The sequence below is a fragment of the Hyphomicrobiales bacterium genome (genome assembly GCA_039973685.1).
Taxonomy (GTDB): Bacteria; Pseudomonadota; Alphaproteobacteria; order Rhizobiales; family JACESI01; genus JACESI01.
The window spans coordinates 16772-40750 of the sequence record JBDWKL010000016.1 but is presented as its reverse complement, the minus strand read 5'-3'; the positions used below and the strand labels follow the sequence as shown (position 1 = coordinate 40750).

Annotated in this window: 20 protein-coding genes and 1 pseudogene; 13 read left to right on the top strand and 8 right to left on the bottom strand. The window is 46.6% G+C overall.

What is annotated here, in order from left to right; genetic code table 11:
- Positions 1–113: 113 nt before the first annotated feature.
- Positions 114–452 (bottom strand): hypothetical protein, encoded by a 339-nt coding sequence (locus tag ABJO30_04155; GenBank protein ID MEP3231999.1) that lies wholly within the window; start codon positions 450–452, stop codon positions 114–116.
- Between the two features lie 721 nt (positions 453–1173).
- Positions 1174–1956, bottom strand: a complete 783-nt coding sequence (locus ABJO30_04150; protein MEP3231998.1) for an IclR family transcriptional regulator — start codon at positions 1954–1956, stop codon at positions 1174–1176.
- A gap of 283 nt (positions 1957–2239) precedes the next feature.
- Here ABJO30_04150 and ABJO30_04145 point away from each other — a divergent pair, with 283 nt between their 5' ends.
- The 12 genes from ABJO30_04145 (at position 2240) to ABJO30_04090 (ending at position 16482) form a co-directional block, all read left to right on the top strand.
- Entirely contained in the window at positions 2240–2623 is a 384-nt protein-coding gene (locus ABJO30_04145; GenBank protein ID MEP3231997.1) for a hypothetical protein, read from the top strand.
- Between the two features lie 40 nt (positions 2624–2663).
- Positions 2664–3518: an alpha/beta hydrolase gene (locus ABJO30_04140; GenBank protein MEP3231996.1), complete on the top strand. Its 855-nt coding sequence runs from the start codon at positions 2664–2666 to the stop codon at positions 3516–3518.
- Between the two features lie 33 nt (positions 3519–3551).
- Positions 3552–4481 carry an N-acyl homoserine lactonase AttM gene (attM, locus tag ABJO30_04135; protein ID MEP3231995.1) on the top strand — a complete coding sequence of 310 codons (930 nt, stop codon included), beginning with the start codon at positions 3552–3554 and terminating at the stop codon, positions 4479–4481.
- A 98-nt stretch (positions 4482–4579) separates the two neighbouring features.
- Complete coding sequence (locus ABJO30_04130) at positions 4580–5749, top strand: ABC transporter substrate-binding protein (protein MEP3231994.1); 1170 nt, start codon at positions 4580–4582, stop codon at positions 5747–5749.
- A gap of 57 nt (positions 5750–5806) precedes the next feature.
- Positions 5807–7573, top strand: a complete 1767-nt coding sequence (locus ABJO30_04125) for a sugar ABC transporter ATP-binding protein (GenBank protein MEP3231993.1) — start codon at positions 5807–5809, stop codon at positions 7571–7573.
- Positions 7570–8970, top strand: coding sequence for an ABC transporter permease (locus ABJO30_04120; protein ID MEP3231992.1), 1401 nt, complete (start codon positions 7570–7572; stop codon positions 8968–8970). Before ABJO30_04125 ends, ABJO30_04120 begins: the two co-directional genes overlap by 4 nt.
- The gene (locus ABJO30_04115) at positions 8967–10346 is read left to right on the top strand and encodes an ABC transporter permease (protein MEP3231991.1); all 1380 of its coding nucleotides are present in this window, start codon (positions 8967–8969) and stop codon (positions 10344–10346) included. Before ABJO30_04120 ends, ABJO30_04115 begins: the two co-directional genes overlap by 4 nt.
- A 52-nt stretch (positions 10347–10398) precedes the next feature.
- On the top strand, positions 10399–11106 hold the full coding sequence (locus ABJO30_04110) for a bacteriorhodopsin (protein MEP3231990.1): 708 nt from the start codon (positions 10399–10401) through the stop codon (positions 11104–11106).
- Between the two features lie 60 nt (positions 11107–11166).
- Positions 11167–12864, top strand: coding sequence for a flotillin domain-containing protein (locus ABJO30_04105; protein ID MEP3231989.1), 1698 nt, complete (start codon positions 11167–11169; stop codon positions 12862–12864).
- 65 nt (positions 12865–12929) lie between these two features.
- The gene (locus ABJO30_04100; protein ID MEP3231988.1) at positions 12930–13355 is read left to right on the top strand and encodes a hypothetical protein; all 426 of its coding nucleotides are present in this window, start codon (positions 12930–12932) and stop codon (positions 13353–13355) included.
- Positions 13352–15307, top strand: coding sequence for a hypothetical protein (locus tag ABJO30_04095; protein MEP3231987.1), 1956 nt, complete (start codon positions 13352–13354; stop codon positions 15305–15307). Before ABJO30_04100 ends, ABJO30_04095 begins: the two co-directional genes overlap by 4 nt.
- Before the next feature lie 17 nt (positions 15308–15324).
- Complete coding sequence (locus ABJO30_04090; GenBank protein MEP3231986.1) at positions 15325–16482, top strand: iron-containing alcohol dehydrogenase; 1158 nt, start codon at positions 15325–15327, stop codon at positions 16480–16482.
- A 347-nt stretch (positions 16483–16829) separates the two neighbouring features.
- Here the strand turns inward: ABJO30_04090 and ABJO30_04085 are convergent, their stop codons facing one another.
- From ABJO30_04085 to ABJO30_04065, 5 genes are all read right to left on the bottom strand, one after another.
- Entirely contained in the window at positions 16830–18008 is a 1179-nt protein-coding gene (locus tag ABJO30_04085) for a S8 family serine peptidase (protein ID MEP3231985.1), read from the bottom strand.
- Positions 18008–18655, bottom strand: a complete 648-nt coding sequence (locus ABJO30_04080) for a hypothetical protein (GenBank protein ID MEP3231984.1) — start codon at positions 18653–18655, stop codon at positions 18008–18010. Before ABJO30_04080 ends, ABJO30_04085 begins: the two co-directional genes overlap by 1 nt.
- Before the next feature lie 19 nt (positions 18656–18674).
- Positions 18675–19265, bottom strand: a complete 591-nt coding sequence (locus ABJO30_04075; protein MEP3231983.1) for an RNA polymerase sigma factor — start codon at positions 19263–19265, stop codon at positions 18675–18677.
- Positions 19266–19500: 235 nt separating this feature from the next.
- Positions 19501–20265, bottom strand: a complete 765-nt coding sequence (locus ABJO30_04070) for an outer membrane beta-barrel protein (GenBank protein ID MEP3231982.1) — start codon at positions 20263–20265, stop codon at positions 19501–19503.
- Positions 20266–20716: 451 nt separating this feature from the next.
- Positions 20717–21601, bottom strand: coding sequence for an NAD(P)-dependent oxidoreductase (locus tag ABJO30_04065; GenBank protein MEP3231981.1), 885 nt, complete (start codon positions 21599–21601; stop codon positions 20717–20719).
- A gap of 289 nt (positions 21602–21890) precedes the next feature.
- Between ABJO30_04065 and ABJO30_04060 the strand changes: the two genes are divergently transcribed.
- Positions 21891–22865 (top strand): complex I NDUFA9 subunit family protein, encoded by a 975-nt coding sequence (locus tag ABJO30_04060; GenBank protein MEP3231980.1) that lies wholly within the window; start codon positions 21891–21893, stop codon positions 22863–22865.
- Between the two features lie 245 nt (positions 22866–23110).
- Here the strand turns inward: ABJO30_04060 and ABJO30_04055 are convergent.
- Positions 23111–23914, bottom strand: a pseudogene (locus ABJO30_04055) (undecaprenyl-diphosphate phosphatase).
- Positions 23915–23979: the final 65 nt, after the last annotated feature.

Sequence of the window (23979 nt, the reverse complement as noted above, 5' to 3'; positions counted from 1 at the left end):
CGTCTTCGTCGTGTCGAAGAGTTCGAGTAGGTAGCAACCGTTGAAAAAGTTGTTCTTGGTAAGCCGATTGAGCGCGATCTGCTCGAGAGAGTTCGCCGGGACGAACCGGCGATCTAAGGATGCAGGTCACCAATTTGGTTCTCATGGTCTACCGGCTTCCACTTGCCCGAAACAGCCCACGATCGAATAGCATTCTCAAAGCTATCGATAGTGACAAATGACTTTCGTACACCGAAAGAAAAGCCTTTCAGTCCGCCGACACGTAAGCGCTTACTCAGAAATACAGGCGGCTTCTCTTCAATGCTCTCCGTGGCAACCGCTATGCTCACCACGTTGAACGGCTGAGCAGTCTTCTCGACGCCTATGACCTCAATGACTTCAAACCCATTGAAATGCCCAGCTATGCCGGGTCCGGATAAGGTCCTGAATTGCTCAAGAAAACGTTCAGTCAAAAATGGATAGCGCCCGATCTTCGCAGCTGTGTTGTTCAAAAATGGTCAGAGAACAATAGTGGCCTTAGACCGATAAACCTAGTGATTGTTGCAAACGCCCTTCATATACGACTTTAGGTGGTACACATTGGTGCACTTTTGTGTTCGTAAAACTCAACAATAACAGTTACTTATACTCATGAAAAACATTTCCCTCTCCCGCTATCAACTATTCATATATTTCAATAGCTTAGATGGTTTTCGTAGGGCTAATTTGTAAATTGCTTGCATTTTCGTTTATGCGATATTTATGACGCGATGGTCGATTTTAGATTTTGAGGCGATTGGTTTGGGATAGAATATTTGTTGATTATCCAATCTAACGCTTAAATCCCGCATTCAGATCCCCTCACTGTGGCTTGGCTTGGCTTGGCTTGGCTTGGCTTGGCTTGGCGGGGGAAGGCTGAGTGTCAAGAGGTTGGTTCGGCTTGCAGTAAAGTCAGAACTCGGTCTCTTGATGCGGCATTGGGGGCGTCCCCCCCCCCCCCAGCATTTCTACTGAGAACATTTCACCATATCAGCATCCGGGCATATTGCCGTTTATTTATCCCTTAACATCCTCTGTGATGCCCTTCTCATTGCTAGGCCCTTGCTATCAAGAGTCTCTCAGCGATTTTTCCAATCTGGTCTTATCTAGGCACCCATCTGTCCATAAGTCGCTGCTGGCGGAAAAGTAAAGGCGTTATAATTCAGCGCCAAGCCGGAACGAAATCTTTTTCGATATGTCCTTGATGTTTTTAATAACCATTGTTTCGCCAATCTCTTCAATAGCATCCGTTGATAGGCTAACGGCGACACCGGCAATTGGCTTGTTATTAGAGTTCAGTACCGTGACCCCATAACAGACCATACCCAGTTTGACCTGTTCACAATCAACTGAATGACCTTGAGCGCGAATGACGGCTAATTCATCAATCAATGTATCGAGATCCTGAACGCTGTTGTCTGTAAGAGGTTCGGGGAAAGTCTTCCCTATGAGACGACGCACCTCGCTTTCGGGCAAATAACTCAAAAAAGATTTGCCGGTTGCAGTGAACACGGCAGGCAATCTCATTCCTATCCGAAAATCATAACCCACTGACAATTCTGAGTTCCGTGCCGCAATATAAACGACTTCGCTGCCCTCTAATACGGACAGCGTAATTGTAGCTCCTGGTAAGCTACTACCTTCATCCCAGATTGTGGCGAACTCTGTTGCGACGTCGGATTCATAGGTAAATCGATTTGCCCATCGCATAATGTGAGGACCTAATTGATAGGTCTGGTCTGGCTTCTTTAGCAACAGGTTTAGTTCAGTTAACGTCACGCAAATTCCGTGAACGCTGCTCTTCGCAATCCCAATTTCCTCTGCAATTTCAGTGATATTGAGCGTTTTTTGAGACTTTGCAACAATGTCTAAAACGTTCGCACCTTTGACAAGTGCTGGTACCAATTTTGGCCTTTTATCTGATTCTTGCACGCCCATTTTGCTCTTTATCCGGTCCACAAGTTTTCTCTTTTTAAGTCAGGTAGTTGAAGCTAGTTTTCTCTTTATATTTTACAAACTGAGCTTGACTCTAACTTCCATAATGATCAATATTCGATATATTGTAAAGCGTTCAATATACCGAACGCATCGTTTGGGGGAGAGCAGGCGTTGCAAAAAAACAATGATTTGAATCCTGTTTTGGTGGGCGGTAGCCTATCCTTAGCGGCCGCTGAACCATCCAACTTCACTCTTCCAAGCGCAGCAGGAATTGGGATAGACGATGACTGTTAGTGACTGGGCTGTAAAATTCAGTGAAGCCTCTGATCAAAATAAAACGATCGCCGCCATGGCGCGCTATTTTACCTGCACCTACATGCTCGATATGGAGCACGAAAAGATCATTGTCGAAATGATCGATGGTAAAGTCTATCGCATGAACATTACACCCGGTGGCATGGATGCTTACGATTTTGCTCTACGCGCCAGTGCTCAAACATGGCGCGAATTCGCCAGAGCCGTTCCCAAGCCAATGTTCCATGGGATTTGGTCTGCGAGTTTTCGTAAAGATTTGACGATTGAGGGGAATACGCTCGTTCTCATGCAGAACCTGCGCAATTTTACAGTGCAGTTTGAACTGCTTCGCAAGGTGGGAGTGCCGGTATGACGTCAACCAATACTCTGATCAGTAAGGCAGTCTTAGCAATATGGTAAAACACTCACCAGTAACCGGACGATATGTAACATTCGATGTCGACGGGTGTGAATACAAAGTTTTCTATCTTCAAAATGGTAGCGGAACACCTTTAGTGTGTCAGCACACTGCAGGTTGTCATAACCATCAATGGAGAGACCTGCTCGAAGATGAAGAATTTACATCGCGCTACAACGTCATAGCTTATGACCTACCTCGACACGGCAAATCCGATCCGCCTCATAACCAAAAATGGTGGGAAGAGGAATATCGTTTAACGGCCGATCATTTTGTCAATTTCATCGTGAAACTTTGTGACGCATTGGAACTCGACAATCCAATTTTCATGGGTTCTTCCTTTGGGGGCAATGTAGCGCTTCAACTTGCGCTAAGACATCCAGATCGTTTTAGAGCCGTCATTCCAGTTGAAGCTGCCGCGCATGCTCCTGGTTTCTTCCTTGATCTATGGAGACATCCCCATGCAAACGCCGCACAAGTTTGTGCCAGTGGTGTTTGGGATCTCATGGCCCCTCAGAGTCCTGAAAAGGATCGTTGGCTCACTTGGCATTATTATACCCAAGGGTCAGAGGCGTTTAAGGGGGACCTGTATTTTTACTCCGTTGACCACAACATCACGGATCAACTTTCCCAGATCGATACCAAAAGGTGCCCCGTTATCATGATGACAGGCACTTACGATTATTTGACGCCGCCTGAAGCGACTGAAGAAACGGCTCGGAATATTCCTGGTGGCATTTACATTGAAATGGAAGATATCGGGCACTTCCCGATGAGCGAAAACCATCCGTTGTTCAGAGAGTATCTGCGCGAAGCCTTAAGAATCATCGCAGACCGCACTGACGCCTGATTACTTGGTAACTGAATAAAATAAGAAAGCTTGATGATGAAGATTCTTGAATTTAATGACCAAGGCCTACAAGTAGAGCGTGATTCAAACGCGGTACGGCATATGGGTTCAAGTAGCCACCTAGCGCCCGCGCCAACAATCCGTGCGCGCACCCAACCGACATCAAACTCTCCCTCTGATATTCAGTTATTCATGTTCCAAACAGGAACGCTTCGCACCAAAACCAAATATATCAAAATGAACCAAGGAGAGGAAGATTTCGAGATTCCAGTGCCGTGGTTCTTGATTAAGCATCCAAAGGGTAACGTTGTTATTGACGGCGGAAACGCCATTGAGACTGCGATGGATAAACGCGGCCATTGGGGTGCTGTTGTTGATGCTTATGATCCGGTGATGAATGTCAAAGACAATTGCGTTGATCAATGTCGTTCAGTTGGTGTTGAGCCTGAAGATGTGAGCTATGTGTTGCAATCGCATTTGCATCTTGATCATTCAGGTGCAATTGGCCGTTTTCCAAAGGCACAGCATATCGTGCAAAGAATTGAATATGATTATGCGTTTAACCCAGACTGGTTTTCTGAGGCTGCGTATATCAGGGCTGACTTTGATCGTCCGGGTCTTGAATGGAAGTTCTTGGGTGGTGAATATACAGATAATTATGATCTCTATGGTGATGGCACCATACGGATGATTTTCACACCGGGTCATTCGCCTGGCCATCAATCCTTTTTGGTCACCCTCCCAAATACCGGCCCAGTGCTGCTCACGATTGATGCTGCCTACACACTTGATCACTGGGAAGACAAAGCTCTTCCTGGCCTTGTTTGTTCGTCGGTAGATGCGGCTCGTTCTGTCGCAAAATTACACAAAATTGCCCAAGATACTGGAGCTTTAGTCGTAACTGGCCATGACCCAGTGCATTGGAACACATTTAGAAAAGCTCCGCACAGTTTCTACGATTAAGACCCTAAAGTGAGCTGGAGGAGCCTGGCTTATAAAACCTGTGCCGTTAACGGCGCGGGAAATACCAACAAAAATTGACTAAAACTGAGGAGGAAGTAATGAGAATTTTGAAAAAAATAACGATGGCGTTGAGCGGGGTCGCTCTGTGTGCGACTGGCGCGATTGCAGGAGGATTGGACGATATTGATCCACAGGTGCGTGAGCGCCTTTATAATCCAGAAATGCTTGACCCAGCTCAGCCGATAGAAGCGAGCATTTACAAAGATTTTGTGGCTAAGAATCCGCCACCTTGGAAAATTGGATATGCAAGCTCGTATGCCGGCAATACTTGGCGTGCTGGTGCGATGTCGCAATTGCAAGACGTGATCATTCCTAAATGGAAAAAATTGGGCTTGATTTCTGAAGTCGTTGTGACCCAGTCAAACCTTAAAGATGCAACACAAATCCAACAAATGCGTCAGCTTGTTGATCAAGGTGTCGATGCTGTCATCGTATGTTGCTCAAACCCGACTGCGCTCAACCAGACTGTTAAATATGCTTACGACAAGGGTGTTCCAACATTCTCACTCACCGGCTATTTGACATCAGAATATGCGGTCAATTCATCCGTAAACTATCAGCTTGCAGGATTTGAAATCGGCAAATGGATGGCAAAGGAAATTGGCGGCAAAGGTAATGTGCTTGTTGTAGAGGGCATTCCGGGAACATCTGCTTCCGATAGTCAAGACCGTGGCGTTAAGGCTGGTCTGGCAACAGCAGAAGGCATTAATGTCGTTGGTTCAATCGCTGGCATGTGGACCGATCAGGTCGCTCAGGGTGAAGTGCAAAAATGGCTCTCAACACATCCAGGAAAATTAGACGGCGTAGTGGTTCAATCTGCCGCTGAAATGGGTGTATTGCGCGCGCTTGCTCAATCTGGTCGTGCTGACGTTCCAGTCGCAATCGGCGGTGAACTAGGTGCGTTGTGCCATTGGCGCAAAAACCCAGATTACATTTCTAGTGCGATCCAAACATGGCCGCCACAAGATGAGATGGAACTAATCTGGGACATCATGATGCGTACTTTGCAGGGGCAAGGTCCTAAAGTTCAATCTATCATGGTTGATCCTGTGACCGTTACTTTTGAAGATCTTAAAAACGTTATGGATGAAAGCTGCGATCCAAACACACCTAACTGGCTTCCAGTTGGTAAAGATCGTTGGGGTAGCTCTGCTTTCCTAGATGGCTTCTTCTACAAGCCTGCTGATCCAGCAAAATACAAGCGCTAAGTAAACGAAAACTGGACTGCCTGTGATGGGCAGTCCGGATTGTATAAGGGTAAGTTTTTGTCACGAGCGCAACCATCTCAGCCAGCTGCATCCGTCGCGCAGAACACAATTTCTGTGGTCGATGTATACAAGTTCTTTGGGCCAACGCGTGCGCTCAATGGCTGCAGCTTCTCTGCAAGGATGGGCGAGATACATGCCATCGTCGGTGGTAATGGTTGTGGTAAAAGCACAATGGCTAAGATCGTCTCTGGCGTCTTACCTATTGATAAAGGGCAAGTCTCCATATTAGGAGAAACACCATCGACACCGGGGGAATCCCGAGCGATTGGTATCTCAACAGTTTACCAAGAAGTTCTTGTTGCCGACGAAAGTACAGTTGTCGATAACCTCTTCATGGGAACAGACGATCTGTTTTCTTCGACCTTACCATTTAATGAAAAAGTCCAGCGCGCCGCTAAAATGATGCGCGAATTGGCAGGGGAAGAAGTCGACCCCCATGCACTCGTAGGCACATTGCCACTTGGCATTAAACAATGGATTACTATCGGGCGAGGGCTCCTTCAAGTCCCCCGAATTCTCATTCTTGATGAATCGTCAGCCGCTTTGGATTTTGATAGTACTGAACGGCTTTTTGATAAGATGCGAGAACTAAGAGACGGTGGCACTACTGTTCTCATTGTGACGCACAGAATTGCAGAACTCATTCGCATATCAGACCGAGCGACCGTCCTGAGAGATGGCAAAGACGTTGGTGTTCTGGAAAAGGAAGAGATTACTGAAAAGAATTTGCTCGCTTTGATGACAGGCGAAGACCAAGACGATAATCACGCCGAATTCAAGGCGCCAATTCCAGTTGATGACAGCGTCGTCATGCAGGCTCACGGCCTTCAAATTTGGCCCGATGCTGAAAGCGTAGACTTCGAACTTCTAAAAGGTGAGATCGTAGGGATCGCTGGTCTTGATGGCCAAGGACAAGATGAATTTGTGCGGGTGTTGGCTGGTGTGCAACTGGCGGAAAAAGGGCTCGTTTATTCATCCGACAGGGCAGGGGTGTTTCATCCTATCCAGTCTCTTCGCGAAGCCGTAAAAGCTAAAATTGCCTATGTTTCTGGAGATCGAAAACGTGAAGGTATTTTCGCTTCGCTAAGCATCTTTGAAAACATGTCTATGCCACTTTATCGCGAGAAAACACGTGGTGGTTTTTTCGGGTTCATTGATTGGGTAAGTCTGAAAGCAATCTTCACTCGAGAGACTGAAAACTTACTTATTAAATTTGGCCTTGCTGACGATAAGATCACGTCTCTTTCGGGTGGTAATCAGCAAAAAGTCCTTATTGGTCGCGGCTTCGCCATGCGACCTGATATTATCGTCTTGAATGATCCTGCGCGGGGCATTGATGTGGGGGCGAAGACTGAACTCTACAAACATCTAAGGACGTTTGCTGAATCTGGAAAATCTGTGATTTATTTATCTTCCGAATTGGAAGAATTTATCGGCTTTGCCACCCGCGTTATCGTTTTTCGAAACGGTAGTCCCTTTGATGCCTTTGCTGGGGAACAGGTTGAACAAAAACGTATTCTTGAAGCCATGTTCGGTCAAACAGATCGTCTTGGACTAAAGGGGCTTACTTCTGAAGCCCTACAGCCGAACTCGAGTGACAACCCTCCTTTGCAGCCTCAAGATATTGAGAGCACAGACGTATCAAACCCAGATCAAGACAACGTTGTTTCACTTGCTGCAGATAATACAGCAACCACAAAGCGACTAAATATCAAGATTGTTGAATTCGATGCTCACAAAAACAAAAAACGGTCTGCGTTATGACCGATGTGACAACAAGCACAATTCCAGCTCAAGCTGAAAACGATGAAGTTAGCTCTGGCAGCGGAACAACGCCTTATTTGTTGATGCCAATTACCGTTCTGTTTGTCCTTTTGATCATTGCAGTCGTCAGATCTCCATCTCTGATGACAAGCTCAGGAATTGGCGCCGCAATTATTGTTTCAGCCCCTCTCATTCTTGCAACCTATGCTCTCATGACAAGCGTAACGGCAGGCCGGGGCACTGTGGATTTAGCCATTGGCCCGCTGATCGGCTTCATCAATGTTTCTGTTATCCAGCTTACCGCAGCCGAGGTGATAGGTTCTCCAATCTCTGTCTTCATTTTTGCGATTGGCCTCGGCATTGCTTATCAAGTCTTGATGGCTGCGATTGTCATTTATGTGCGGGTCCAACCAATAATCGTATCGCTAAGTGGCTTTCTAGCGCTATCAGGCATAAACCTTGTCATTCTGCCTCGACCTGGAGGCCTTGCACCTGAATGGATGCAAAGCTGGGGTGCAGGCATTGATATTATTTCGCCTGTTTTGGTGATCCTTGTGGTGGCAACACTTGCATGGTTGCTTTTCACACAAACAGCTTTCTACACTCATTTGAGACTGATGGGATCAGATGAGAGAGCTGCCTACACCAGTGGCGTTCCGATCACGACCGTCCGTTTTGGTGCCCATGCGATTGCAGGCGTATTCGCCGGATTGTCAGCCATTACGTATACGGCTTTGATTAGCTCAGGAGATCCAAGCCAAGGAACGACCTACACACTCATCGCCGTAACAGCACTCGTATTAGGTGGCACTTCGCTCGCAGGCGGGCGCGGCACAGTGATGGGGTCTTTATTTGGTGCGCTTAATCTATATTTGATTACCTATGTGCTTGCGACATTCAATTTTGGCGCTGTTCAAAGCTTTGTAACTGACCTTGCTTACGGCACAATCTTGGTTGTCTCTTTGCTGCTAACAATCGCTCTGCCGTTCATCCAACGGCACATCCGAAACTTCTCACCGTTACTCTATTTTGTTGTGCTGTCAGTTGTTGTCTTCGGTGTTATTTTACACACGACATTTGATTATACGGCATTAGAGGCCGCGACAGATACGGCGAAACAAGCGCTCCCTGCAATGAATTTTGCAGCGCCCCTTGAAGTGGTGCAACTGAGTGAAAGTGACATTGAATACGGCGCATTCGCGCAGCCGCTAATCTATGCAGCAATTCTAATTATTGCACTGCCAATTTTGTTGCGGGTGATTTTTTCGAACTCAGATTTTCGCAACATTGGACTTTTGGTCGCAATCTTCGTCACATCCATGCTGTTGATGTCAGGTTATTTTTTGACCCAAAATTCTGATTCCTCCCAAGCTCCAATTCGGGAGCAAGCCAATTGAGTAATTCTGCATCAACACATAAAACTGGCACTTTGCTAACACGCCTTATTGGTTTGGTTTTGGCATTAGGCATAACGGCGATCGGTGTGGTTGTTGGCTTGGTTCAGGGGCAACCTATTCAGCAAGTCATTTTGTTTGCTGTAGCCACCCTTGCTGGTTCAGCTTGGGCTTGGCAATTTTTTGTCAAACAGTTTGATAATCAAGGCGAAGAAAATCAGGAGACTGAGGGGCCAGGTGAACTTTACCAAGCATGGTTGAAGTATCGCTTAGGGTTTTTTGGGTTTTTGATCTTAGCATTGTTATTTGTAACGCTTTCTCTGACCGTTGAAGGTTTCTTCAATATTTGGAACGTGATTTCAGCGCTCATCTTGTTGTTGATCATTGTTTTGACAATGACGGTTGGGAAATTTGTTTCTGAAAACAAAAGCGCATTTATCGGCTTGATGGTGTTGATCGGCCTGTTCTCAATTGGTGCGATGAACATCGAAGGGTTTTCATCAACAAACAATATCAAATCGATGCTGCTCTTTGCGTCATTTCTTGGCTTGGCATGTATCGGTCAAACACTTGTAGCGCTTGTCGGTGGCCTCGATCTCTCGATCCCATTCGTTATTGGTTCAGCCAATGTGGGGATGTTGTATCTCATCAGCCTCGGTGTCCCACCTTGGTTAGCACTCGTAATCACATTGTTCTTTGGATTACTTATTGGTTTGATAAATGGGTTGCTTAGCTATCGCCTTCAGGGCCAAGCGCTCATTATGACGCTGGGAACTGGATTCGCGGTTTCTGGGGGCATCCAAATAATCACTTCGATTGGAACAGCCTATGGTGGCAATGTTTTTGCAACAGTTCCAAGTTGGCTTAGCAACTTAGCAGCCTTAAATGGATCATTTTTTGGAATTCCCATTCCACCAGTAATCGCCATTTGGATCATCATCGCGGTAGTGCTGATCGTTGGTATGCGGCATACCGTTTATGGCCGCTATCTATATGCTCTAGGTGTAAATCGTACGTCAGCAAAACGCGTATCGATTTCAGAGCGCGTCTATTGGGTTTCTGTCTACACGCTCAGCGGGTTTTTCTCAGCGCTAACGGGCATCTTTCTCCTTGGTTGGAGCGGTGGCGGTTTCATTGGCGTTGGGGATAGTTATTTGTTCATGACCCTTGCTGCCGTTGTTGTTGGTGGGACTTCCTTATTGGGCGGGATAGGTGGATACGGCTTCACTGTGATTGGCGTTTTGGTTCTTCAAGTCCTGACATCATTTTTGGTCGGCATCGGACTTAACCATGAATGGCAGCAATTTATCTTCGGACTGCTAATCCTCCCAATGGTCGCACTTTATGCGCGCTCCCCGCACATCAGAACCCAAATTTAGAAAGCGACAAGCAATTGACACAAGAACAAGCCAAATCAAGACAGGGGACAAAATGACCCATCCAGTTATGCAAACAATAGATCTAACAGGTGCGAGTTATTCTGCAGCCCTGTTGGGAATGGTAGCAACAACTGTATTGCTTCTCATCGGCTCCGCTTGGGTGCGTGGTGGTTGGAAATTACCGGTCACTCTTTGCGGTCTGGCAACTCTTGTTGGGGTGTTGGCGCTCTATGAATCAAAAGCTGTTTGGCTTTCAAGTTCACAGGTTCCACTCGTTTATCACTATGTAGGCTGGATCATATCCATGCCCCTACAGGTTATCGCACTCTTCTTCTTTGCCCGTCAGATGGGGCCAGTATCTTCCGCGTTGTTTTGGCGCTTATTGGTTGTCACTGTTTTGATGGTGCTGTTTCGCTATCTGGGAGAAGCAGGGTTCGTTCACGCAACTTTGGCATTTCTTATCGGCATTGTTTTCTGGCTATACATTCTCGGCGAGATATTTTTCGGACAAATGGAAGAGGCCGTAACAAAGAGCCTCAACGCGCCAGTACAGCGTGGGTACTTCTGGCTGCGGTTGATTGTGACTGTTGGTTGGGCAGTTTATCCGTTGGCCAATTTCATCATCAGTTTTAGTGGTCATGTTGATACTGGCGGCATGAGCGTCGCTTACAACCTGACAGAATTTTTAAACAGAATAACGTTCGGGATCATCATTCTCTCAACGGCTGTTTTGGCCTCGAAAGGATCATCCGATGAATAATCTAATTCTTCTCAATCTCGAGCAAATCAATACACTGCCCTCTAATATGGAGTTACCAAAATGAACGGTGCCAATATCATTGCAATTATCATTCTGGCGGCGATCGTTATTGCGGTTCTTGCCTACCTTCTTCACTGGCTGTACCGCCATTCAACCAAGGATGTATCCTTTGTGCGAACCGGTTTTCTTGGTGAAAAAATCGTCATGGGTGGTGGCGCGTTAGTCCTACCAATCGTCCACGACCTTACCGAAGTGAATATGAATACACTGCGTCTTGAAGTAACAAGATCGCGGCAGAAATCACTGATTACTAAGGATCGGATGCGTATCGAGTTGGAAGTTGAATTCTACGTGCGTGTGATACCGACAATTGAAGCTGTCTCAACGGCCGCGCGTACCCTTGGCAATAGAACAACAAATCCAGAAAGCTTGCGCGACCTCATTCAAGGCCGTTTTGTGGATGCTATGGGTGCCGTTGCTGCGTCGATGGCTATGGAGGAAATACACGAGAACCGGTCTGCCTTTATCAAGAAAATTAAAGAGGAAGTGGCCGACAACCTCACGCTCAATGGGCTTGAACTAGAAACCATCTCTCTAACAACATTGGATCAAGCTGATATTTCGCTTTTCAATCCTTCAAATGCGTTTGACGCGGAAGGTCTTACACGTCTGACCGAAGAGATCGAGAAGCGTAAGAAAAAGCGTAATGACATTGAGCAAGATACGATGATCGCGGTTCGCAAGAAGAACCTTGAAGCTGAGAAGATGGCTTTGGATATTGAGCGGGAAAGTGAATACGCGAAATTGGCCGAAGATAGCGAAGTGGCTATTCGTAGAGCTGAGCAAAAAGCTGAAGTAGAGCTCATGAATGCGGCGAAGGAACGAGAAATTGAAATTGCCCGTTTGAAGGAACGCGAAGAGGTAGAAACCAGCCGCATCCAAATGGAGCAATCGCTTGAAACAATCGAAATCAAGCGACAGGAAAATCTGGCGCTAGAAGAACAAGCGCGCGAAATTGCAATTTCAGAAAAATCTAAGAAACGTTCCCTTGCACAATCAGAAGCGGAAAAAGCCCGTGGTAAAATGCTGGAAGAGAGCGAGAAGGCGCAGACAGTTCGTGATACCGAAATTGCAAATCGACGCAAACAGGTTGAGCTGATTGAAGCAGCAAAAGAAGCCGAACGGGGTGCAATTGTTACCAAGGTGAATGCTGAGGCTGAAAAATCCGCAGCCAAAGATTTGGCTGAAGCGGATGGAATTGCCGTTAAAGCTCTCAAAGAACGCCTTGCAATTGAAGCAGATGGAAAACGGGCGCTCAATGAAGCTGAAAACCTGCGCACAGACGCTAGCCGCAAATCCGCTCTCCATCAAAAGTTGGTCGAGAACCTTCCTGAAATCATCCGCGAGAGCGTCAAACCAATGGAGAATATCGACGAAATCAAAATTCTTCATGTTGAAGGTCTCCCAGGTTTAGCAGGAGGTAATTCAGATGGCTCTTCAACTGCTGATGGGCAAGGCAAATCAGGTGACGGAAACCTTGCAGATCAAGTCGTGAATTCCGCATTGCGATATCGCTCGCAGGCTCCCTTTGTCGATACATTGTTAGGAGAGATCGGAATGAGCGGAGAAAACGTGCACCGCATGGAAAGTCTGCAAGACTTATCTAAGATCGTTTACACCGAGCCTGGTGCTGCTGAAACATCCAGTAAGCCCAAAGCTGCTTCGCCCAAAAAATCGGCACCAAAGTCCAAAAATTAAGAACGCAGTCTGTGGTCGCTTTCGCGCGATCACACCAGTCTTGATAGAATTTAAAGGAGGCTTTCTTGAGCCTTACAACAAAGATTGAACGAGAAGTTGCAGTGATGAGCTGCTGGACTGTGTTCGGAATTTTAGGACTTGGCTTCCTTCTTGAAGGCGGTGTCCGTGATAACTTCTTGGTCGGTGTTTTTGGAATAGGTGCCTTTGTGGTGGGTTTCTTGTGCCACCTTGTCGCGAATTATGTTTTTAAGCAGAGCTTTTCCAAGGGGGAAGTAGCGCTCGGGTTAGGCGTGTTTGTTACTTCTACAATCGTATTCATTGTTGGTTGGCTTTCTGGTTCGCTCTCTGAAACAAGCTTTTTCATTGGTCTGACCGCACTCTCAATTATCGTTGCTGGGTTCATTGTTAATCTGACAACCCGGTATGGGGTTAGTGGCGCGTTTCATAAATTCGACGTCTCTGCAAAATCTCATTCGAGGCATCGAAAATGAGCCTGTTTGATCCTGTAATATGGCTATTTCTTCTCTTGTTGTTTTATGGATTGGTTTCTCTTTATTGGGCCCGATCAGCGTCCCTATACAATCAATCCGAAACTGGTTTTTTCACAGCAGGTGGATCTCTTGCACCTTGGATGACTGCCCTTGGACTTACAGGGGCGAGTATTTCTGCATGGATCATGCTGGGCTTTCCAAAGACGATCGCCAACCAAGGCCTAGGTTTTGCCGTTCTTGCCCTTGCCGGAGTCGTTATCCCGCTTACAGGTGTACTCTTCTTAAAGCCGCAATGGGCCATCGCCAAACGTCATGGGTATTCTAGTCAGGGTGAGATGTTGAACGCCTATTTCGGCGGCAAAGCTATCGGTATTCTTTCCGCAGGGATTGCGTTGTTGATCGCTATCGGGTTCTCAGGGATCCAACTTCGCGCTGTCTCTCAATTGCTGGCTAATCTCTCTGGCAGTGCAGATCTATTTCCTCAATATGTCTTGGGAATAGCGTTTCTGGTTGCGGCTTACCTGATCATCGGGGGGATGAGAGTTGTTGGGTACCTCGGCGTATTACAGACCGTTTTAATTGGCCTCACTCTAGCTGGTTTAGGGCTTTTTGTTCTCATCACCCAGGGCGGGTTAGAGCCAATCAGCCAAGCGTTAGGTGTTCTTGCTCAAAATCCAGATTCAATTTCTAAGGGATTGTTTGAGATTGCTGGGGTCATCCAGTTTACTGCCGGACATGGGATTGAAGATTCAATAACAAGTCAGTGGACCGCGATGATGATATTCAGCACCGCGCTTGCATTGATGGGCATCCAAGCAAGTCCAATGATCACCCAATTGGTCATTGCTACACGCAATTCAAAAGGAATTGCAGCTGGACAGACATGGGTATTTGCAGGCTTTTTTGGCGCTCTTTTGGTCGGAGCCGTTATTTTAATTGGTGTAACAGGAATTGGAAAAGGTGGAAATCCAATTGGGGACCTGCTGGCAATCCTCTCAGCAAGTTCTCCTTGGTTTATGGCCATTGGCGCACTGGGGTTTCTCGCCGCATTGCAACTCGTGATGGGTTTGAGTGTTCTCACCGCTGCAAATGCTGTGATCAAGGATGTCTACAAACCGTTTTTCCATAAAGGCCTTTCAAGCAAGGACGAGTTGTTATTTGCCAGAGTGCTAATGGGACTTCTTATTCTCGCCGCAGCCTTGCTGGCTCTCCTAGGGCCATTTGTCCTTTCGGCGCTAAGTTCTGTAGCCCTGCCGGCAGCCTTTCAATTATGGCCAGCCTTACTCGGTTTATGTTGGGTTAAATTTATAACAAGACAAGCTGTCTTAGCTGGCGGGGTGCTCGGACTGTTTGCTGTTTTTGTTACGGATACAGTTGGCATTCGCATGTTAGAATTCGTCGGCCTTGATCTGCCTTGGGGCCGTTGGCCTTGGACTATCCATTCTGCCGGATGGGGCATCTTCTTCAATGTGTTGGCGGTGCTTGTAATCTCCGCCATTACACAAGGGCGAGGGCATGCCAATATTGCCTTGGATATACGCAGCTTTTTGCGAAGTTACATGAAGCCTAAAGTTCAAAGCCGTGCACTAAAGCCTGCTGCTTGGTCTGCAGTTCTTGCTTGGTTTTTCTTGGCTATTGGTCCTGGTGCTGTTCTTGGTAACACCGCATTCGGAAAACCTTCTGCAGGCTTTGAAGTTTGGATGATTGGTGTTCCATCTATCTGGGCGTGGACAATTCTATTTTGGGTTTTGGGTGTGTTTTTGGTTTGGTTCCTTTCATACAAAATGGAACTTGCATCAGAATCTGACGTTCAATTTACCCCGGTCGAAGCCATTCCCACGGCCGCTATTCGGGACACTAAAATACAAAAAGTAGAAGTGTTGCGTTTGGCTTGGACGATTTCTGCGATCGCAACAATCATAACATTAACAACCTGGACATTTGGCTCGTGAGCCAAGAAAGAGACCCTATGCCCCCCTTTATTTTCAATACAACAGCCAGCGTTAGATTTGGCGCAGGTTTGGTGTCGCAGCTTGGCGAAATGGTAAAGGCCAGCATTGGGACACGTATTTTGCTGGTGACAGACCCTGGCATGATGACAACTGGCATTGTTGACAACGCGATAAACATATTAAAAGCCGCGGGTGTTGATGTGGCGTTGTTCCAAGATGTTGAATCTGATCCCTCAGAGAAAGTTGTGCTCGCATGCGCTCAAGCGGCCATCGACCATGAATCACAGGGCGTTGTTGGTCTTGGTGGCGGCTCATCCTTGGATGTTGCGAAACTGGCGGCCTTGCTTGCAACCGGTAATGAAAAGCTTGCGGATGCTTATGGTGTCGGCAATGCAAAGGGACCACGCTTGCCGTTAATTCTTGTGCCAACAACTTCTGGAACAGGCTCGGAAGTGACACCTATTTCGATTGTTACCACAGGCACCAATGAAAAAATGGGTGTCGTCTCACCTGTCATCATTCCAGATATAGCCCTGCTTGATCCAGAACTAACTTTGGGGCTGCCATCACACATCACAGCGGCAACAGGCATTGATGCCATGGTACATGCGATTGAGGCCTACGCATCTGCTAGCGCCAATAATAACCCAATCTCTCGCATGCTGGCAGAAAAAGCACTTCAGTTGATGGGGCCTTCGCTTTTGGCGGTTGTCAATGATGGGTCGGCTATTGAAGGCCGTTCCGCTATGTTGTTGGGATCAATGATGGCAGGCCAAGCGTTCGCCAACTCACCCGTCGCAGCTGTTCATGCATTAGCCTATCCACTTGGCGGCCATTTCCATATTCCACATGGGCTTTCAAATGCTCTCGTACTGCCCCACGTTTTGCGTTTCAATTGCGAAGTCGCTCCGCAACCTTATGCGGAATTGGCGCCATTTGCTTTTCCTGAACTGGCAAAATTAGAGGGCCAAGAACGCGCAAGCGCCTTTTGCGACTCTTTGGCTGATCTTTCACAAAAATGTGGCCTTCAGCAAAGTCTCAAAGAAATGAACATCCCGAGGGAAACGCTTCCCAAACTGGCAAGCGACGCGATGAACCAAACGCGTCTTCTCGTAAACAATCCACGTGAAGTTAAACTAGCTGACGCATTGGCAATTTATGAAGCTGCCTACTAATTCAAATTAAATGTCCCGTGCGCACTGATGACGAACAAACTCTATCCTCAGTGCCACTCACCATCGCCAATAACTTAACAGCCCACCTGTTAAGAGCCCTTCGTTTGTCGGGGAGATATTCATTTCGATCATAACGCTTGTCTCGGCGACGCTTCCTTTTGGTCTTAGGGCTATTGCTTTGTCGACCAACTTTACAGTCTCTTGCCTGACAGGCTTATTCGCCTTCTCTTTTTGAAGGAAGTTCTCGAGAGCGGGATCATCGCCATCTGCTACCATTACGCGATGAGAAACAATACGTATTCGCGTGTCTGTGATGAAATATAAGGCCAAAAATCGATGGCCTACAATTAACAAACAATATCATCAATCTTTGAAAGAATTGCACAAGCGTTCAAATTTCCACCATTCAAAGGTTTTTGGTTCGAGCTTATCATAAGATTAGATATCATTTTGGGACTGAGGTTCTTTTCTATCTCAAGCATTAAAGCTGCGATGGCGGATACATGAGCAGTCGCAATAGAGGCGCCTGAGAAGAAATCGTAGTTTCCACCAGGCGAAGTGCTTAATACATCAATGCTAGGGCCAGCGATGATACCTTTCGCAATCTTTTGGCCAGAGACACCAATAACGCCAGGCTGATTAGCTGGGAACCGTGCTTTTTTATTGGGGCCATAAGCAGCAACAACCACGATGGCGTGGTCTTCAATTGCTGCTTTGATTATTTTAGCAAGTAACGGGTCAAATGGGCCCCCAAGACTGAGATTTATTATATCAACTTTTTGAGCAATGGCGACATTCAGTGCGCGAGCGAGCGAGAATGTACTGCACCTTCCTTTCTTTAAGATAGTGCTCTGCCAGCAACCACGCATGCCAATAACCCTTGCGTCTGGGGCAACGCCAACTATTCCTTTTCGGTTAGCATTGCTGGCTGCAATAACACCAGCAATTGCAGTCCCATGTCTTTCCGCTGGGTTTTCTTTTCTTTTTTCAACGCTCACAAAATCTTTGCTTTTGAAGCCACGATTTGACAAATCTGGATGCGAAAAATCAATGCCGGTATCTATAACCGCTATATTAACATCGCGGCCGGTTGTTTTTTGATGAACCGACAAGATGTCAATGTTGGATAGGTTGGTTTGAAGCTTGAATAATTCATCATCATATGTCGGCGTATTTAACGTTTCAAACGCGTTCATTCGTTGAACGGTCCCGATATTACTGTCTTTTTCCATAACGGACATGAGCTCAGAAATTGATTTACTAAACCCCACCTTAAAGACAATACAGTGAACCGTGATGCTGGATATTGGCCATTCGGCAACAAGGTCTATTCCATACTCACTAGATATTTTATCGATCTGCGCCTTCAAACGATCTTGCGAAGCAATCGGAATGGTTACGACAATATACCGCCGACCAACGAGATCATCAGCAGATGCCAAGAGCCAATTTTCCTTTTGTTCTTGCGCATGCCCAATTTGTATTGAAGCGATCAAAAAAATAAATATCAGAGTTAGAATACGCATCAATTGTCGCCCTGTAAGTGAGAGACAAAGGCGACCTCGGGGGCGTCTGATATTTTCGCGAAAACAGGTGAGAGACTTTGTTTGTTTTTAGACTGGACGGTATAGACACCCGTTGGCGAAGGGCCGCTAAGCAATTTAAGGTTATGGGCTTCAAACAAAGCAAGCATGGAAGTTTTTCCGATGCCATCTGCAGCTTTTATTCTGAGAAATTCCCCAGCAACGACAGCGTTATCAGTAAGGGTTTCATATTTTCCCTCCTGATTTATGACATTGGGCACAATAACAATTGCCACCAATGCTGAAGCTGCAATCAAACCGTATGTTGCCCATTGGGTTAGTGCTCTGGGTTTAGTCTGCTTAGGTATAAGGGTTGTAATATTTGATCTCGATTGTTGGCTTTCAGCATCGACCAAGGCAGAAATATTTTGCCAACTTTGATCTTCAGCGCCATCAAGATAATTACGATCATTAATTGCAGACGCGAGGCGCTTTTGCTCAGCCACCTCTTTCTGACACAGTGGACAGGTGCTGATATAGCGCTCGACCATCTCATGCTCATCCGCGTCTAATTTACCCGAAACATACCACGGCAATAACGCCCATACTTCTTGATGCTTATCGCCGGTTTCTCTTTCATCTACTTCCATTAAGATGCCCGTTTCTTTGTTATCGACGTGGTTGTGTCGACAAAATATGTTTCATATTTGAACGCGCATGCAACATCCGCGTCTTCACTGTTCCAACGGGGCAACCCATGATTTCACCAATCTCAGGATAGGTGCACCCGTAATAGTAAGTCAGTTCCATCACACTACGTTGCTCTATTGATAAGCTTTGCAGAGCGCGGCCTAATTGATCACGCAAGAAAACACGTTCCAATTCATCCATTCCGGTTGACTCATGCGGCAACTCATCGGGCTCTACATTATCGTCAACATCAGTTTTATTTTTGGCGCAGGCTTTAAGCGCCACTCGGTAAGCAATGCCGAAAACCCACGTGGATACTTTAGATCTGTCGCCAAAATTGTTGGCCGTACGCCAGACCACCATCATCGTATCAACGGCTACATCTTCAGCAGTTTCATTGTTGACGGTTGTTCGAATGGCGAACCCAACAACTTTCTTAAAATAGCGACGGTAGAACCGCTCAAACGCATCTTTATCCCCGGACGCAATCGCTGTTAACAGCTGCTTGTCGATCTCATTTGGACTCTTATCATCTGACGGAACAGTTGTGTTAGATGTCGCCAAGAACATGAAGCTCACTCATTACTATGTAAAAGGTAAGTGCCCGACTTTTGAAAAAGGGTTCAAAATTAATTTAAGTATTTAATTAGGGTCACAATTATTGCTGACAATAAGGTATCATCAAAATGCAGATGAAGCCCCAACACTTTTTGAAAACAAATACTTGATTGCGCGCCTTCCACTTTTCAACAAAAAGCGCACTCATTTCTGGGCGCGCTTTTTGTGTATTGAAAATCCGCTTGTTTTAGAAGCGGTAAGTTAGACCAGCTCTAACCAAAACAGAGGCTAGATCGTCTTCAAAGTCTCCACCGCCAGGACCAGTGCCGCCACCAACAGGTGCTTCACCAATACGGCGTAGGCTATCAACATTGACGAATTGCTGATAACGGGCATCGACAAAGAATGAAGTGCTTTCGGTCAGCTCAAGATTTGCACCGCCGCCAATATGCCAACCAAATGCCGTGTCGGTATCGTCAAGGTTCAGGTTTGGACCATTGTAAAAGACATCAAGATCGAGGAACCCAACACCAACACCACCGCCAACATAAGGCGTGAACTTTGTGCCGGTATCCAGATCAAAAAAGAGATTAGCAAACACGCCAACGCCTGAAACGCCGCTGTCACCATTGACGACTTCTTGACCAACGCCGTTCCCTGAGAAATCGATTGTATCGACATCATTGTCGAAATAATTCACTTCAATTTCTGTTCGTGGCGTGAAGCCGCCAAAATTGAAGTGATTCCACTTATAACCAACTGCACCACCAACCGTGAAGCCTGTGTCAAATTCTGTGTCGACGATAGTTGTACCATTCGTAAAGTCAGTGGAGCCAACATCAAAATTAGCGCCACCAAAAATGGAGCCGTAAAAGCTGGGCTTTTGTGACTCAGTAATTGGCGAAGCTTGAATTTCAGGATCTAGATCAGCGGCAAATGTAGCTGCGGAGCCCGAAATAGTTAGAACGGCAATGCATATGCCGCGTGATAGGGTGTTGTTAAATGAGTTCATTCTAGAATCTTTCTTATTAGATGACTGAGCATGTAACGGGCGCGACCGGAATGCCTGCCTTTGAATTACTCGCTACTTGTGAGTGCCAAGGTTTGCATAAATGGTTCAAAATTCTTGAAGACGAAAAAAGCGGACATTGAAACGAGCCGCAATATTGGCAAGCCAAACACAAAGCTGCCATCCAGCTCCCTGCAAACTCCTGCAGTTTAATTTAGAGTTTGGTGCGATGATTTTCCTGAGTAGGAAGAAGCAGATGCTATGAAAGCATCCAAATTTTCGAAGGCACTTATTATAATTGGCGCAAGAAGTATGCTGCGTTGATGTTATCTGAGATTGAGCGAAAGCTCTAAGGCCTGCCTCTCGGCATTTGTGAGTAACGACGCGCTCCTTCCCAAAGCTTTGCTTTGGCTGTTAGGCGAACAGGGCCGCCTATTCAGTGTCTAAGCCTAATCTAGCCCATGTTCTTTTTATAGAAATCATACATTTGGGAAACCATATCATCCCCCATGCCGTCTTCTTTTGCTGTGTTAAGCGCTTTCAAAGTCGATTGAGACATGAGAGATTCGGCACCCGCATCTTTTGACATTTGAGCGTAGTACCCAACATCTTTCGCTGCATTTTTAATGGCGAAGGCGAGCATGCTTGGGTCATTGTCGACCGCATAAGCTTTAACGAAATCCATCATGCCTGAATGCAAAGGGCCGGCTGCCATAACATCATGGAGCTGTTTGCCATCAACGCCCATTTTATCAGCCATCGCGAAAGCTTCCGCCATCGCGTTTGCAACGGTCATGCCGTAGAAATTATTGATGAGTTTGATGGTGTGGCCTGAACCAAGAGCACCAAGGTAAAAGACATTCTCACCCAAATCATTGAGAACAGATTCAGCTTTGTCAAAACCAGCTTTATCACCTGAACACATTAAGTTAAGCAGGCCGTCTTTTGCGTGCGCGGGTGTTCTGCCGATTGGTGAATCCAAATAAGTCGCGCCTGTTTTCGCTACATCAGCGCCGATTTTTATGGTCGAAGCCGGCAGCGATGTCCCAAAGTCAATCACGACTTTACCAGCCGAAAGTCCAGCAATGACGCCGTCATCACCATACATGCGTCCTTCAACCGATTTTGAGGTATCAATGCAAAGCATGATGATGTCGCTTGCTTCTGCAATTTCTTTGGATGTTTTGACTTCAGTTGCACCACGAGCAACAGCAGCATCAACAGCTTCGCGCGATCGATTGGCAATGACAGTAAGCTGATAGCCCTCATCAAGCATATGATCGCACATAGCGCTGCCCATAAGGCCAAGGCCAATAAATCCGATTGCAGGTTTAGACATTTGATAAGCTCCTAATGCTTAGATAGTGACGTTCAATTGCTGACCAGGAAAAAGAACCGTTGCTTGTAACGCCGAAGGTTGCCTAGTCTTTGTCAATGAAGGACAAAAAGAAAGCTGATTTTGCCGAATTAAGGTGAGAGTGGGCCAAAAGGACATTTCTGGCTGCTTGTTCACAGAAACTTCTACAAATTTGCGTATCCTAAGTCTTGTCTTAGGGGGTCTCAAAAAGCTATGAGAGACAAAGCAGAACTGATTTGTTCCACGATGGAAAATAGATAAGGTCAAAGCGATGAGAAATGACACGAAACTGGTAACGGTTTTTGGCGGCTCCGGATTTGTTGGGCGCTATGTTGTAAAAGCCTTGGCCGAGCGCGGCTATCGGGTGCGGGTTGCATGTCGTAGGCCTGATCTTGCAGGCTTCTTGCGCCCCTTAGGAACCGTTGGCCAAGTTCAACCAATTCAAGCCAATCTTCGCTATCCAGCTTCGGTCGCAAAGGCTGTTGAAGGTGCGGATGCTGTCGTTAATCTGGTCGGTATTTTATATAAATCTGGCAAACAAAACTTCGATGCTGTGCAAGCGCGTGGAGCCAGAACGATCGCAGAAGCAACAAAAGCTGCTGGTATCAGCTCGCTGGTTCAAATGTCAGCCATTGGCGCGGATGCTTCCAGCGATATTGATTACGCCCGTACAAAGGCAGAAGGTGAAGCAGCCGTCCTTGAAGCTGTGCCAGAAGCTGTCATTGTTCGCCCATCCATTGTGTTTGGTCCTGAAGACGATTTCTTCAATCGTTTCGCTGATATGTCGACAATCGCGCCAGCTTTGCCCCTTATCGGTGGCGGGCATACACAATTCCAGCCGGTCTATGTGGGCGATGTCGCTGAAGTAATCGCGCGCGGTGTTGATGGTGCGCTAGAGCAAGGTGCAGCCTATGAGCTTGGCGGCCCACGGGTTGCTTCTTTCAAAGAATGCTTAAACTTGATGCTTGATACCATTCACAGAAAAAAGGCACTGCTGCCTATTCCGTTCGGTATTGCAAAAATTCAAGGGGCAATCTTGGGTCTGCTGCCAAAGCCGCTTTTGACCAAAGATCAAGTGTGCTTATTGGAGCATGATAATGTGGTGTCAGAAGACGCCAAGGCGAGCGGTCGCACTTTAGAAGGCCTTGGCATTAATCCGCAAAGCATGGAAACAATCCTGCCAACTTATCTTGTTCGCTTTAGACCATATGGCCAGTTTGCGACGAAGCCTGCTAAGCCTGCTTAACTTACGAGCGTTACTTATCGCGGGAGTGGATCGGCTTTAATGCCAATTTGCCAATCTGGGTGCCGTCCTTGCTTTGAGATCACGGTCTGAGCATTGGACTGTCCGCTTTGTTGATTTTTCAATGGGGCGGCAGCTTGAAAGTTGATTTCTGCTTCCATGGGTTTGCCCAGCGCATCTGCGAGCATTTGTTCAGCATTCAGCGTTGGCTTTTCTCTCGCGGCCGAACTTGATGATGGCGGTGTATAAACAAACAAGCCAATCAATCCAACAGTACCAATAAGGATGCGCCAGTAAGCAAAAGGCGCAAATCCATATTTGGTCACGAAGTCGAGCAAATATTTAACGACGACCGCGCCAACAACGAAGGCTGCGGCAAAACCCACGGCGACAAGCAGAAGGTCATCTGTCGTGACAAGGTCAATGTTCTTATAAAGGTCATAGACGAAGGCACCGCCCATCGTTGGCATGGCGAGGAAGAATGTAAATTCTGCAGCCGATCGCTTGTTTGTGCCCAAAAGCAGTGAGCCTGCGATTGTGGCGCCTGAGCGTGAAACACCAGGGATCATGGCGATGCATTGAAAACAACCAATGACGAACATGAGCCAGATTGGGTAGTCTTCTACATTCGTATATTTCGGTGTCATCTTGGATGCTTTGCGGTCCACCCAAAGAAGAATGAAGCCGCCAATAATTAGCATAATGCAAATCAGCATGGGCGATTCAAACAGGACTTCTTTGATGAACTTGTGCAAAAAGACACCGGCAAAAGCAGCCGGTAAAAAGGCGATTGTGACACCTGCAACAAATCGACGGGCAGCACTGCTGGTTGGCAATGCTTTTGCAATATTGAGGAGACGATAAAAATAAATCGTCAAAATGGCGAGGATCGCACCAAGCTGGATCAAGACTTCGAAGATTTTACCGGTGTTTTCAAAGCCCAGAAAATGGCCCAACAACAGGATATGTCCCGTAGAGGAAACGGGGATAAATTCGGTTAAACCTTCCACAATGCCTAAAATCAGTGCGGAAATTATTGTCTCGGACTGCATCTTCTTTTACCCACTCGACACGGACCGCAAAGCCCGTTACTCCCTAGTTAGGCATCCTTTTGCCA

Coding starts and splice junctions, on each gene's coding strand:
- ABJO30_04150 (MEP3231998.1), bottom strand. CDS start 1,956: ATGGGCGTGCAAGAATCAGATAAAAGGCCAAAATTGGTACCAGCACTT.
- ABJO30_04145 (MEP3231997.1), top strand. CDS start 2,240: ATGACTGTTAGTGACTGGGCTGTAAAATTCAGTGAAGCCTCTGATCAA.
- ABJO30_04140 (MEP3231996.1), top strand. CDS start 2,664: ATGGTAAAACACTCACCAGTAACCGGACGATATGTAACATTCGATGTC.
- attM (MEP3231995.1), top strand. CDS start 3,552: ATGATGAAGATTCTTGAATTTAATGACCAAGGCCTACAAGTAGAGCGT.
- ABJO30_04130 (MEP3231994.1), top strand. CDS start 4,580: ATGAGAATTTTGAAAAAAATAACGATGGCGTTGAGCGGGGTCGCTCTG.
- ABJO30_04120 (MEP3231992.1), top strand. CDS start 7,570: ATGACCGATGTGACAACAAGCACAATTCCAGCTCAAGCTGAAAACGAT.
- ABJO30_04110 (MEP3231990.1), top strand. CDS start 10,399: ATGACCCATCCAGTTATGCAAACAATAGATCTAACAGGTGCGAGTTAT.
- ABJO30_04105 (MEP3231989.1), top strand. CDS start 11,167: ATGAACGGTGCCAATATCATTGCAATTATCATTCTGGCGGCGATCGTT.
- ABJO30_04095 (MEP3231987.1), top strand. CDS start 13,352: ATGAGCCTGTTTGATCCTGTAATATGGCTATTTCTTCTCTTGTTGTTT.
- ABJO30_04090 (MEP3231986.1), top strand. CDS start 15,325: ATGCCCCCCTTTATTTTCAATACAACAGCCAGCGTTAGATTTGGCGCA.
- ABJO30_04085 (MEP3231985.1), bottom strand. CDS start 18,008: ATGCGTATTCTAACTCTGATATTTATTTTTTTGATCGCTTCAATACAA.
- ABJO30_04080 (MEP3231984.1), bottom strand. CDS start 18,655: ATGGAAGTAGATGAAAGAGAAACCGGCGATAAGCATCAAGAAGTATGG.
- ABJO30_04075 (MEP3231983.1), bottom strand. CDS start 19,265: ATGTTCTTGGCGACATCTAACACAACTGTTCCGTCAGATGATAAGAGT.
- ABJO30_04070 (MEP3231982.1), bottom strand. CDS start 20,265: ATGAACTCATTTAACAACACCCTATCACGCGGCATATGCATTGCCGTT.
- ABJO30_04065 (MEP3231981.1), bottom strand. CDS start 21,601: ATGTCTAAACCTGCAATCGGATTTATTGGCCTTGGCCTTATGGGCAGC.
- ABJO30_04060 (MEP3231980.1), top strand. CDS start 21,891: ATGAGAAATGACACGAAACTGGTAACGGTTTTTGGCGGCTCCGGATTT.